Annotated in this window: 10 protein-coding genes and 4 pseudogenes; 12 read left to right on the top strand and 2 right to left on the bottom strand. The window is 53.0% G+C overall.

All coding sequences use genetic code 11. The features are described from left to right. Positions 1-75 precede the first annotated feature (75 nt). The gene (locus tag ALO80_RS27835) at positions 76-969 is read left to right on the top strand and encodes a LysR family transcriptional regulator (protein WP_055011293.1); all 894 of its coding nucleotides are present in this window, start codon (positions 76-78) and stop codon (positions 967-969) included. 74 nt (positions 970-1,043) lie between these two features. Here ALO80_RS27835 and ALO80_RS31150 read toward each other — a convergent pair whose 3' ends face one another. After that, entirely contained in the window at positions 1,044-1,982 is a 939-nt protein-coding gene (locus ALO80_RS31150) for a hypothetical protein (protein ID WP_144434259.1), read from the bottom strand. A 253-nt stretch (positions 1,983-2,235) separates the two neighbouring features. On the opposite strand from ALO80_RS31150, the gene ALO80_RS27825 reads away from it, so the two are divergent. After that, positions 2,236-3,528, top strand: coding sequence for a mechanosensitive ion channel family protein (locus ALO80_RS27825; RefSeq protein WP_055011291.1), 1,293 nt, complete (start codon positions 2,236-2,238; stop codon positions 3,526-3,528). 343 nt (positions 3,529-3,871) lie between these two features. Continuing rightward, positions 3,872-4,726, top strand: a complete 855-nt coding sequence (xopAF, locus tag ALO80_RS32155) for a XopAF/AvrXv3 family type III secretion system effector (protein ID WP_083493436.1) — start codon at positions 3,872-3,874, stop codon at positions 4,724-4,726. Between the two features lie 129 nt (positions 4,727-4,855). Here xopAF and ALO80_RS27815 read toward each other — a convergent pair. After that, positions 4,856-5,119, bottom strand: a pseudogene (locus tag ALO80_RS27815) (transposase); the annotation flags it as partial. 64 nt (positions 5,120-5,183) lie between these two features. Here ALO80_RS27815 and ALO80_RS30230 point away from each other — a divergent pair. The 9 genes and pseudogenes from ALO80_RS30230 to ALO80_RS32750 form a co-directional block, all read left to right on the top strand. Then, positions 5,184-5,306, top strand: a pseudogene (locus ALO80_RS30230) (transposase domain-containing protein); the annotation flags it as partial. Between the two features lie 219 nt (positions 5,307-5,525). Then, positions 5,526-6,035 carry a GNAT family N-acetyltransferase gene (locus tag ALO80_RS27810; protein WP_055011290.1) on the top strand — a complete coding sequence of 170 codons (510 nt, stop codon included), beginning with the start codon at positions 5,526-5,528 and terminating at the stop codon, positions 6,033-6,035. A 186-nt stretch (positions 6,036-6,221) separates the two neighbouring features. Beyond that, positions 6,222-8,342 carry an alpha/beta hydrolase domain-containing protein gene (locus ALO80_RS27805; RefSeq protein ID WP_055011359.1) on the top strand — a complete coding sequence of 707 codons (2,121 nt, stop codon included), beginning with the start codon at positions 6,222-6,224 and terminating at the stop codon, positions 8,340-8,342. A gap of 165 nt (positions 8,343-8,507) precedes the next feature. Next, positions 8,508-8,699 (top strand): DUF4062 domain-containing protein, encoded by a 192-nt coding sequence (locus ALO80_RS30225; RefSeq protein WP_223813491.1) that lies wholly within the window; start codon positions 8,508-8,510, stop codon positions 8,697-8,699. Between the two features lie 49 nt (positions 8,700-8,748). After that, entirely contained in the window at positions 8,749-9,363 is a 615-nt protein-coding gene (locus ALO80_RS27795) for a hypothetical protein (RefSeq protein ID WP_055011358.1), read from the top strand. Positions 9,364-9,487: 124 nt separating this feature from the next. Then, positions 9,488-10,141, top strand: coding sequence for an HNH endonuclease (locus ALO80_RS27790; RefSeq protein WP_055011288.1), 654 nt, complete (start codon positions 9,488-9,490; stop codon positions 10,139-10,141). A 181-nt stretch (positions 10,142-10,322) separates the two neighbouring features. Then, a pseudogene (locus ALO80_RS32150) lies at positions 10,323-10,592 on the top strand (hypothetical protein); the annotation flags it as partial. A gap of 380 nt (positions 10,593-10,972) precedes the next feature. Further along, on the top strand, positions 10,973-11,410 hold the full coding sequence (locus ALO80_RS27775) for a DUF3757 domain-containing protein (protein ID WP_055011285.1): 438 nt from the start codon (positions 10,973-10,975) through the stop codon (positions 11,408-11,410). 533 nt (positions 11,411-11,943) lie between these two features. Continuing rightward, positions 11,944-12,077 (top strand): annotated as a pseudogene (locus ALO80_RS32750) (DUF3757 domain-containing protein); the annotation flags it as partial.

Genomic DNA, 12,077 nt, shown 5'->3' with positions numbered 1-12,077 from the left:
CGGCACAGGTTAGGGCAAAGGGATTAGGATTATTAGACGCCATAATTTCCACGCGCTTGTGAGAGATACTCAGCAATGAGCACACCGAAACTCAATGACCTGCAAGCCTTCCTGCTGGTGGCCCGAGATCAGAGCTTTACCAAGGCCGCGACCAAACTGGGCGTCACTCCCTCGGCCCTGAGCCACAGCATGAGAGGGCTTGAGGAGCGCATGGGCCTGCGCCTGCTGACAAGAACCACGCGTAACGTGGCACCGACCGAAGCCGGCGAAAGGCTGATGCGTTCGATCGGGCCGCTGCTGGATCAGATTGCCGTGGAAGTCGAAGTATTGGCCGAACTGCGCGACAAGCCCGCTGGCACCATTCGCATTACCTGCTCCGATGACGCCGCCGAAGGCATCATCCGCCCGATGCTTGCAGGGTTTCTCGCGCAGTACCCGGATATCCAGATCGAGGTCTGCATCGACTACGGCTTCACCAATATTGTCAGCGAACGTTTCGATGCAGGCATCCGCCTGGGTGAATCCATCAGCAAGGACATGATCGCCGTGCGTCTCGGGCCTGACTGGCGCTTGTCAGTGGTCGGGTCGCCCGCCTACTTCGAGCGACACCCCGTTCCCCTTCAACCGCAGGACCTGACCCAGCACACCTGCATCAACATCCGTCATTCGCCAAACGGCAGCTGCTACGCCTGGGAATTCGAGAAGGACAGCCGCAAGCTCAACCTACGAGTCAACGGGCAATTCACGTCGAACAGCATGATTCATGTGCTCAACGCCGCACTGGACGGCGTGGGCCTGGCCTACGTGCCGGACTCCATGGCCGAGCCGCACATTGCCAGTGGCCGCCTGAAAGAAGTGCTGGTCGACTGGAGCCCGTATTTCGAAGGCTTTCACTTGTATTACCCGAACCGGCGACAGGCGTCGCCGGCGTTCAGTGCGTTTGTCGAGGCGGTGAGGTATCGGGAGTAACCAGGAGGCGACATTCAGATCCACCCATTGCGTTTGCAACCGACGTCAGCGGCGCATCAAAAGATGAGGTTTCTTCACAATGCGGGTAAATCAATATAAATAAAATGCGGGTGCTTCACCACCAATTCGGACTGACTGGCACCAGCGTTATATTTAAAAGAGCCATAACAAAACAGATAGACTTTTTGGGCCAAGTCAAACGTATTCAGCTGGTTCAGCAATGCGCGCCCGGCTGCTCCCACCTCAAAGACTTCTGACTTTAGCACGACAACCTTCGGAGCTTGCCCAAGGGCTTTCTCTTGTAGACCTAAATAAAAATCTCCCCCGACCTTATCTACGGAAATAACTGGAGCAGTAAATATCTTGGTGCCCACTTTCCCAAGAAATTTGGTGCTATTGAGCTCAAACGAGTAAAAAGCAGAATCATAGGTGCCTTCAGGGTTCCATGGTGCTTTCAAGGGATTGCTTTTTCTGGACTGCACCGTCATTTTCAGCCATGCCCTCGCAAACTTTCCCACCCCCCCAGAATGACCTTCGCTGGTACCAAAACCCTCTCTGGAGCGCCCGCCAACCCCGGATCCTGACCGCAATTCACCGTTGTTCGCAGGCTCAAGCAGACGTCCAGATGAGTTCACTGCTGCAGTGAGTGGATCTATCCATACCTGTGGAAACTCTTTTTTCACCGGGTTCGCTTTGAGCTGCGAGGATGCGCTGGTAGTTGTTGTAGATGAGGTTTGGGGCTTTCTATCACACCCCTCAGGGTGATGCCCCCGGAAGTGAGCAGAGGGTGAAGTTTTTCTGCCTGCTTTTTCCTTGTCTGGTATGACGATGCTTACCTTGACGCCACATGAGGAATTAGCACATTTCACTTTGACAGCATTATTGGCTGATACCGATGTCTTGTATAACTCTTCGATTTGGTCTATTCCGACTAACGCACCGGCATTTCCAAGACTTGGATGATCTTCTGTCAACAACGCTTGTTCATGCATATTTGAAATCCCTATAGACATTTACTATATCTTCCATGATAGCCAGCATGGAATTCAACCCTTAGCGATATTGGAACAGGCCTCTCTGCCTGTTCCCTTTTTGAATTTGAATTCTAACGTATCGGCGGAGCACGAGACAGAATGGCGGGATCAAAGAGTTCGACCGACCATCATGACAGCGATTATTGTGTGTCCTGTCATAAGGGGCTCGCTCCTTCTGATCCGTAAGTGCTTTAATCACGCCCCCTCTTCGCTCAACGGGCCCGATGCTTTTATGGACATTCACTCGCTTTGGCTCAAGACCCAGGAACTCTGGGACATGCTCGACCAGCACCCGTGGGTACGCACCGGGCTGGCACTGGTCCTGTTGCTGACCGCCGCGCTGGTACTTGGCCGTGTGGCGCGCTTTGTGGTCCTGTACGCGGTGAAGATGCTCGGCCGTCAGCCGTCCCTGCATTGGGTTAACGACTTCCGTCACAACAAGGTCTTCCATCGTCTCGCGCAGATGGTACCGTCGCTGGTCATCCAGTTCGGACTGACCCTGGTCCCGGGCCTGAGTGCGGCAGGCAAAAACGTCATCGGCAATATAGCCATGGCCTTCACCATCCTGTTCATGACCCTGGCCATCGGTGCCCTGCTCAACGCTCTGCTGGACATCTACGCGCGCACCGAACACGCCCGCACGCGCTCGATCAAAGGCTACGTGCAACTGTCGAAGATGATCCTCTACGTCTTCGCCGCGATCATCATCGTCGCCACCCTGATCGACCGTTCGCCCCTGCTACTGCTGTCCGGCCTTGGCGCCATGTCGGCGGTCATCCTGTTGGTCTACAAGGACACCCTGCTCTCCTTCGTCGCCAGTGTGCAGCTGACCAGCAACGACATGCTGCGCGTTGGCGACTGGATCGAAATGCCGCAAGTGGGCGCGGATGGCGACGTGGTGGACATCACCCTGCACACCGTCAAAGTGCAGAACTTCGACAAAACCATCGTCTCCATCCCCACCTGGCGCCTGATGTCCGAATCGTTCCGCAACTGGCGCGGCATGCAGCAATCCGGCGGACGGCGCATCAAACGCAGCCTGTTCATCGACGCCAGCGGCGTGCGCTTCGTGCGTGACGATGAAGAGCAACAACTGATGCAAATCCACCTGCTCACCGACTACATCGGCCGCAAACAGGCCGAACTGCTGGCCTGGAACCAGGCACAAGGCAACGTCGCACAAATGTCCGCCAACCGCCGACGCATGACCAACATCGGCACCTTCCGCGCCTACGCCCTGGCGTACCTGAAGAGCCACGTCGATATCAATTCAGGCATGACCTGCATGGTTCGTCAGCTGGAGCCTACGTCGCAGGGCATTCCGCTGGAAATCTACTGCTTCACGCGCACGACGGTGTGGGTTGAGTACGAGCGGATACAGGGGGATATTTTCGATTATCTGATTACGGTAATGCCGGAGTTCGGGTTGGGGTTGTATCAGCAGCCTAGTGGGGCGGATATGCGGGTGGGGTTGAGGGGGGAGACTATGAGTCAAGTCACAGCTGACTGGACGAGAGAGTGTTGAGGTTGGGATTTGAAGGTTTTTGGAATGGGGTAGTGATTCCATCGCTCCCCGCTATCGTGATTTGGGGATATGGAACCGCTGAAGAGTTTTAGCCACTCAGTAGCTTTCTTTTGAGCTACACGCATGCGCGTATCCAACTGTTCAGCACATACCATTCAAACGTGTGCCGCCCGCTCGATATTGAGCAGTATCGCAATCGAAATCCAAACATCACATAACCAACAGAAAGCAAACTAGCGAATCCTATACATTTGCCATGTGGGGCGTGGCAACGATCACACTAAGCTTTCGGTTATGTCGCTGCGCGCCTATCGCTTAATCCTACATCGAAGAGAGAACCGTCATGGGACTATGTATTTCAAAACATTCTGGCAGCAGCTACAGCTACAGTGATAGCGACCGCTGGGAAGTGCCTGTAAACCCTTCAAATGCTAGGTCTGCATCTAGTCATCAAACGGCATCTGCGAGCTATAGAGCCTCAGACGAGGAGGATGAACGTCCTGCAACATTTTCTCATTTTCAACTCGCGCGGTGCGGCGGAGATTATACCCTTAGCATGGTTTCTTTAGCGGCTTATCAAGCAGAAAGGCGGCATCGCGGTAATTTAATAAAGGACCGTAGTCAATCCATACTTCCATGGGTGCAGGTATATCACTCTGAAACAGGCCTGGATTACAGTTTCCAGATTGACAGAACCACGACTGTCAAAGTGGCCGGATTCAACTGCAATGTTCCCAATGATGGAGGGACTCGGCATTTATACAGTGCCGGCACGAGCCAGGTAAATATGCCTGTCATCGCAGACAACATGAGTGCGTGCATTGCTGTCGCGTGTGCGGCGGAAAACGTAGATGCCGGCACGGGTGAACGTAGGCCGGGGGCGAAAGTTCGCGTATTCCATCTACTCCCTTTTCGCCGCGAAGACCTTATGCCAGAACAAGTTTTAGCCTCTGTGCGCGATTATCTGCGGGATATTAAGGAACAGGGGCTAACAATGCGCGTAGCCCTGCATGGAGGAAATAGAGAGGGTGATTTCTCAGTCAGCACTGCGGAGGCATTGAAAAGCCTGTTTGCTGATGAAGGAATCCCGATTGAATTCGACGAAACTTGTGCAAACCGAACATCTGAAACACTGCTTGGCGCCGTTATTCTTAATGACAACTCGACTCAATTCATAAAGCATTTGGTCGCTTTATGACACGATGCTGCGGCTGTCGGCAGCGCTTCGATTTTGCCTGAACAGTTCGCAGACGAACCGGTTTTTTTTTTGGGGGGGGGTGGAGCCCGACGTCGCAAGCAATTCTCGTAGTAGCAAGAGTGAGGTGTCCTTTTTTAAAACGGATTTCTCCCGCTCAAGACGGGCAATCCGGGCTTCCAGTTCCTGGATTTTCTGCTGCTCTGGCGTCAGGGCTTTGCTCTGCGGGGTTACGCCATTGCGCTCCTGCTAGAGCTGGCTCACCCCGCCACGCGGCGCAGACTCGACAACTCCCAGCGAACGTGAGGCCTCGATGTGGCTGTAGCCTTGATCAAGCACGAGGCCTGCTGCCTCGCGCTTGAATTCAGTGGAAAAGTTACGGCGTTGTTTGGTCATCAGACACCTCTATCTGGCGATATTCTCGCCTAAATGAGTGTCCGGAGTCATTAGACCACTACACATGAATGGGCATGATCCGTATGCCTATCTCAACGATGTGCTGATGCGACTGCCGACGCATCGGGCGAGTGAAATTACAGAGTTTCTGCCACACCGCTGGACGCCTGCTCGACAGCCTGCATAGGTTTATAGGCGCCAATATTGACAGTTGAGAGAAATCCCCAGACTATAAATTCATGACTATTACCTACCGGTTGAACATGATGCGCACCTTGATGACCGCCTTGGGCGGGCCATAGGGTGATGCGCGCGTAGGCACTAGGCGCATTGACTAAAGCCCCGTCAGAAATGGACGGGGCTTTCTCATTCTCCGTTCAGGATGGCCAATCTCAGGAGTGTGAAGATGTTGCAGATTCGTCGAGCTGAGCGTTGTGATGCTGAGGCAGCATTCGATATCCGCTTTCAGGCAATTCAGAACCAATGCAGCACCGTTTACACGAATGCTCAAGTGATGGCTTGGATTTGCGTTCCACTCACGGATAAATACAGATCATGGGTGGAAAACGATTATCACTTGGCGTGCGTCAATGGACTTCCTGTGGCTACAGGGCTGATAAATCTTCAGAGCGGGGAGCTGGAGGCAATCTTCGTGTTACCCAAGTTCATGGGCCAAGGCATAGGCAAAAAGATGGTCACTCATCTTGAGCATCTAGCCCGAAACGCGGGGCTTGCTGAGATCCACCTTGAAGCCACGCTGAATGCTGAAAGTTTTTATCAGCGCTGTGGCTTCACCGCAAGCGCGCAAGCTGTTTACAACTCCCCCTCCGGGCTCCAATTGGCCTGCGTGCCTATGCGCAAGCAGTTGGTAGATCTGACCGACCTCAAGTATCTTGAGTGTCGTGCGATTCGCTAGTTGTACCTGCGAAAAATCGGTCCCTTGGCGATTGGTAGTCCAGTCGCCCTCGGTCGACAGATGGCACATTTATTTAGCCAGGCTCTCATGCCTGCTGCCCAGGCGTTGGTGAGGTGACTTCGCTAGACGTTTACTGATCAGAGCATCAAAAGCCACCTATAAAAAATGACAAATCGGGGGTTAAAGATGAATCGCCTGTTTCATGCTGCAGCGTTTGCAAGCTTCATGATGATCGTTGCAGCACCCGCCCAAGCCCGTATTACACAATTGGAAATCCTGCGAACCGAACCCGCGTTCGGAGGCGAAAGCTTTGGGAATACAGGGGCTTACGAGCGCGTCTTTGCGCGCGCTCATGGTGAGTTAGACCCAAGAGCGTCTGAAAACAAGATTATTCAAGACATCGAACTTGCGCCCCGTAACGGTCGTGGGATGGTTGAATACACCACTGATGTTGCAATCCTGCGTCCCGCTGACGTGGCTAAATCGACTGACATTCTTCTATTTGATGTGCCAAATCGAGGCTCTAAGCGCGCGATGTTATTGTTCAACGCTGATATGCGGGGTAGTCCAGCAGCGTTCAACAACTTCGAAGTCGCCGGGGACGGTTTTCTACAGCGCCAGGGTACGACGCTGATCGCGTTTGCCTGGCAGGGGGACGTTGCCCCGGGCGACAACCGCATGATGGTGCAATTACCGACGGCCATAAATACTGATGGGGCGCCGGTAACAGGTGTGGTGCGCAGTGAGTTGACCACGCTCTCGCCGACCGTCAGCCTTAATCTGTCCGCAGGTTGGTTCACCTCCACGCCGCCTCATACGAGCTACAAATCGGTTGAAACCGACAATACCAAAGTGCTCGCGGATGGCTTTCGTCCGACATTGACGGTGCGATCGCGAGCAAATGCGCCCAGACAGGAAATTCCAGTGAATGACTGGAAGTTTGGCGATTGCAATACGCCGAACGAAATCCAGATATGCCTACCCGCTGGTTTTCAGCCCGGTAAGCTTTACGAGCTGATTTACCGGGCCAAGGAGCCGGCGGTAATGGGTATTGGTTTTGCTATCGCACGGGATGTTGGTGCGTTTTTCCAGCAGTCTGAGCATGACGATACCGGTGTGCCCAACCCTGTAGTGCATGGGCCTAAGGTCAAGTCGATTATCACTGGCTCGTCACAGGCCGGGCGATTCATTCGCAGCATGATCGCGCTGGGTTTCAACCGCAGCGAGGAAGGTCAGCGGGTCTATGATGGTGCGATGCCGCATATCGGTGGCGGCCTGATGCCGCTCAACATTCGATTTGCTCAACCTGGCCGGGCGTGGGGCCAGCAGGTAGATCATGACTACCCTGCTTACGATTTTCCGTTTACCTATGGCCGGGAAACCGATCCTGTTACCGGACGCTCGCAGGGTTTGCTGGATCGCTGCAACGATAACAATACTTGCCCTCTGATATTCCACATGGCAACGGCACTTGAACTTTGGGAGGGACGCCAGTCGCTTGGCCTTACCGATCCACTTGGCTTGCGCGATACACCTGAACCGGAAAACGTCCGCACCTTTATTATGGCAAGTACGCAGCATGCACCGCCGTCTTTGCCACTCCCGGTTAACCCACCCTTTGGGCTTTGTCAGGTTCAATCAAATCCAAATCCACACACCTGGACAATGCGCGCAGCGTTCATCAATCTCGTTGGCTGGGTTCGTGATGAGACGACACCGCCAGCGTCGATAAAGCCTTCTGTGGCTGACGGCACCCTCGTGCCGGCGGACAGGGTCAGTTTCCCACTCATCCCCGCGACCAATTATGGTGGCGTTACGCGACCCGCGCTCCCCTACACCGGTGCCGTCAATAGCCTGCAAGTGCTTGATTTTGGACCTGACTTTCGCCCCGAAGACAGCTCTGGCATTCTCACAAACGAACCGCCGAAATCGGGGGTTGGCAGTTACGGCCTTCTGGTGCCTCAAGTGGATGCAGACGGAATTGATGTCGGTGGCGTTCGGGATGTGTATCTGGGTGCTCCCATCGGGACTTACACGGGTTGGAACACCTTCCGTCCCGAGTTTTTTGATGGTGGCTTTTGTAACTTCCAAGGCAGCTTTCTCCCCTTTGCCGTGACGAAGAAAGAGCGAATCGCGGCCGGAGATCCTCGCCTTTCCCTCGAGGAACGCTACCCCACGAAGGAGGCTTATGTGTCTGCCGTGAGTAAAGCTGCAGATTCGCTGATTGAAGCCCGGATGCTGCTTCCTGCAGACCGTGAGCGGCTGGTAAAGGAAGCTCAGGAGAAAGGTGTTCGTGCAGGGCCTTGAGCAGAGCTGAGCGCCCCGATAACAAATGGTACGGCGTCCGATCTGAATGTAGAGGCGTTTGATCATATGGTCGTTTATCCGCCCTTCAATACCAAGATTAGCTGCAACAATCCCACCGGGCAGCAGTCCAGATCTGCACATGAGGCAGCGTCAGAGGATGTACTGATGAAGGTGTTCATAAGCTCCGTGGTAAAAGGATTCGAGCATTTCAGGGCCGCAGTCAAAGACGCCGTGGAAACATTGGATATGAAGCCGATCATGAGCGAGCACTTCGGGGCGCGCACATATTCTGAGGAGGGAAGGTTTTGGGCAAAGCCACAGATGATTGGCCGCGGAAGCGTTGAGGTTGCGATTTGAAAGTGTTTGGAAGGGGGTATCGCGGTCAATGAAACCGGGGAAATTCAGCATGTATGACATTTATGAGCACCGGCACAGTTTAGCTGTTTGGGGGGCAGGTAGAGCCTACTCCCGACAAGGGCCTGGCCATACCATTGCTATGGCAAAACATCTGATTGAGAAGTCTGGTTTGGGAGCAATCAACACAGCCGACCATTTGCCTCCCTCCGAAAAAATGAACGACTTTATTCACGAGCGGATTCAAGCGGTCATTGATGCTTCCCAAGGTGTCTATTACCCCAAGCGCACAAAAGGCGAGCCTGACGCACGCGAGGCGCTCGTATGCACCTACGGTCGCGCGCAGAAGCTTGTGAACATGTACCTGAAGATCAAGATCGTCTGCGCCGGATACCACGACCATCCGCACGTGAAGAACTTGCATCCACCGCTCGACGCGGTGCTTCTGAAAGCCTTGAATTCATCCATTGAAATTGATCATAAAAGCGATCTCAAGGTCTTTCGGAGCAAGCTTGCTATTGCGAAGGCACTGGGCAAGGCATGGACGAAGTTTGATAGATCAACATACGATGCCTACATTGCAGCTATACGAATTTTTCAAGGCGGTCAGCCATTATGGGCGGTTGAGCGGCTATGGAGCCCAGAGCGCGAAGCGCTTCCGGCTTGACACCATCGACAAACGCAATCACCAGCGCTTTTGAACTCACTCGTGTCGACGGGCATGGAGTGACGCGTAGGCGTTTCATAGCCGTACCTGCGCCGCAACAACCGCCAAAATTTCAGGGAAAGTTATGCTGAAGCAAAAAGTGATCGAGCGCTTCTCCACGGAGTTCGGGGACCCTGTTCGCGAACGCGTCAAGGTAAAGGCATTCCGGATTTTAGACATTGGAGTGGTGGTTGAGGTAGATCAACCCAAAAGGCAGGACGCTTGTAACGTTTGGCTGCCCTACCCCCCAGATAATCAGGAAATTCCAAAGATGGCGCTGGAATATCCTGGTGAAGCAGGTCGCCATAGCGGCACCTACGCTTCTGAGGGGCTCAAGAAAGGCCTACCCGCGCTCAAGTTTATCCTCACGACTGATAGAGAACTCAACGACTTGGTTGAGTACATACGAGCGTTAACGGCAGGAAACGAGCTTGCTTCCGCAAGTGCAGATACCAGTAAGCTTGAGCAACCTTCTCACGACGCTAAGCGCGAGCCGATTCGTGTCGATGTCTCCAGTATGCCCGCCCCGAAACCGCCCGCACCAAGGCGAGAAGCGATCCCCCGATCAGTGCAGCGAGAGGTCTGGCAGCGCGACGCAGGCATGTGTGTCGAATGTGGTACTCGCCAGCTGTTGTGCTTTGATCATATCGTTCCGTTTTCACGTGGAGGGAGCAATACCGTTCGAAATCTGCAGCTCCTCTGTGAGCCCTGCAATCTGTCTAAAGGCAACAGAATTTAATGCCAAACATCTTTGGCATCACGCAACACATATTGGCTGACCAAGCTCACGAGCGAGCCGGAAACTCGCGCCTGCTGGTTGCGACAGAAATGATAGGCACAGGATCTTTGAGCGTTCTGTTCAACGGCGAAACGTCAGAATCGATCTATCGACTATCGAAAGACACGCCACTCACGACTGACGCCAGCTGAGCCGCACCACGCGGGACATCCCGACGGATATCTAACGTTTCACCCGCAACACGGTGTGGATTGAATACAAGCGGATACAGAGAGATATTTTCGATTGTCTGATTACCGTGATGCCGGAGTTCGGGCTGAGTTTGTATCAGCAGCCTAGTGGGGCGGATATGCGGGTGGGGTTGAGGGGGGAGTCGGTTAGCGGCACCACAGCCGACAAACTGTTTACTGGCTCATCGAATCCGACCAGGCCTTTGGCGGGAGACCTCTAAGTCGCCTGGCCCATGGTTCACGGACCACCTGCTGGTAACGGTGTATGACCCGATGATCAACGTGATCCTGCAAGGAGGTAGAAGAACGTGTAACGAAAACAGGTGTTTATCGATGAAAAGCCTGTCGAAATAAAGTTGTGGTACAGCATGGCGAGCACACATTGAAAAAGCGTCGCTGGATACTCTGATAAAGCCCAGCCTGCAGCAAGCATTGCTACTGAGTGGATAGAACAGTGCAATCAGTTGGCCTGCTTGCTTTTTAAGTGCCAAATATTGTATTCGGAGTGCCTTGACAAACAACAACGGCAACGCATACTCACAAAACGGTTATCTGTATCGATCGTGCCCAATAACTATTAAACATAAATAAAGGACTATTTATGATGAACAGATTATTCAGCGCCATGACTGGGTCATGCCTGCTGTTAATTGCGGCGGCCGCCCAGGCGAGCGAAAACTGCCCAGTGCTCTCTAAAATTCAGCAGGATAATGCAAGCGGCTACACCGCAAGCGGGGAAAATGGACAATGGAGAGGGACGTCCTCAACAGAGATAGAAAAAAACCTCAAGGTGCTTTCCTTTAAACTTGCAACTGTCACTCAGGAGAGTGACAGCGCACCGCAACGATTACAATATTGTGAGTACACTATAGAAAAAGACAACAAGTTAAACATGCGCTTCATCGGAAAAGACGGAAAAGACGTCATCGTAAAAACCGAAGGAAATTACTGGAAAAAAGAAGATGGTTACTTTGGCATGATCAATCACGTGTGTGAAGAAATCGATCCAGAGAAATGCACCTTCACGCTCGTTAAATAGACCACTGTCCGTCGGAAAACAACACCGTCCAAACATGCAATGACAGAACGACAAGGGGGAACCTGACAGGTTTCCCCTTCCACGAGACGCCGAATAGCCGAGCGTCACCGCCTGGTTCGATTACGAACGGATAAGAGGGATATTTTCCATTTTCTTATTGCAGTGATGGCGGCCTTCAGGTTGATTTTTATCAGATCTAGCGTGACGGATATACGGCCAGGGTTCCAAAAACTCCCCCCCACCATCCCCACACGAACTAACGTCATTTCCTACACACAATTAAGGCCTGAAGGCGCAGACAGTAAATAGTCTAGCGCCTAAGATAACCCATGTACATTGAATACGGTCAAATCAGCAATAAAGCATAGATGCCTTTATAACGAGACAACAGACAACAAACTTGCCGTTACGCACCGTATAGAAAATATGCAACCAACTGGCAGACCCAAAAAGCTTCCATCCTCTCACCACGCCAAAAATCCGCACGTAAGCCTACACACATCAAGAATTGAATTTTCAAACAAAGGAATATCATGAACAAAATATTAGTCAGCGCTGCAATTGCTACCTCCCTGCTGGGTATATCCATGACCTCTCAAGCGGCGGAAAACTGCCCAGCTATCGCGAAGATCGAACAGGTATCGCCCGGTGTATACCGGGCGAACGG

Origin of the sequence: Pseudomonas caricapapayae (assembly GCF_001400735.1) — a bacterium.
Lineage (GTDB): Bacteria > Pseudomonadota > Gammaproteobacteria > Pseudomonadales > Pseudomonadaceae > Aquipseudomonas > Aquipseudomonas caricapapayae.
The sequence above is the reverse complement of the archived record's forward strand: the minus strand, read 5'-3'. Positions and strand labels throughout refer to the sequence as shown.

Excerpts from the sequence above, each read along its gene's own strand:
- ALO80_RS27835 (WP_055011293.1), top strand. The coding sequence starts at position 76 with ATGAGCACACCGAAACTCAATGACCTGCAAGCCTTCCTGCTGGTGGCC.
- ALO80_RS31150 (WP_144434259.1), bottom strand. The coding sequence starts at position 1,982 with ATGTCTATAGGGATTTCAAATATGCATGAACAAGCGTTGTTGACAGAA.
- ALO80_RS27825 (WP_055011291.1), top strand. The coding sequence starts at position 2,236 with ATGGACATTCACTCGCTTTGGCTCAAGACCCAGGAACTCTGGGACATG.
- xopAF (WP_083493436.1), top strand. The coding sequence starts at position 3,872 with ATGGGACTATGTATTTCAAAACATTCTGGCAGCAGCTACAGCTACAGT.
- ALO80_RS27810 (WP_055011290.1), top strand. The coding sequence starts at position 5,526 with ATGTTGCAGATTCGTCGAGCTGAGCGTTGTGATGCTGAGGCAGCATTC.
- ALO80_RS27805 (WP_055011359.1), top strand. The coding sequence starts at position 6,222 with ATGAATCGCCTGTTTCATGCTGCAGCGTTTGCAAGCTTCATGATGATC.
- ALO80_RS30225 (WP_223813491.1), top strand. The coding sequence starts at position 8,508 with ATGAAGGTGTTCATAAGCTCCGTGGTAAAAGGATTCGAGCATTTCAGG.
- ALO80_RS27795 (WP_055011358.1), top strand. The coding sequence starts at position 8,749 with ATGTATGACATTTATGAGCACCGGCACAGTTTAGCTGTTTGGGGGGCA.
- ALO80_RS27790 (WP_055011288.1), top strand. The coding sequence starts at position 9,488 with ATGCTGAAGCAAAAAGTGATCGAGCGCTTCTCCACGGAGTTCGGGGAC.
- ALO80_RS27775 (WP_055011285.1), top strand. The coding sequence starts at position 10,973 with ATGATGAACAGATTATTCAGCGCCATGACTGGGTCATGCCTGCTGTTA.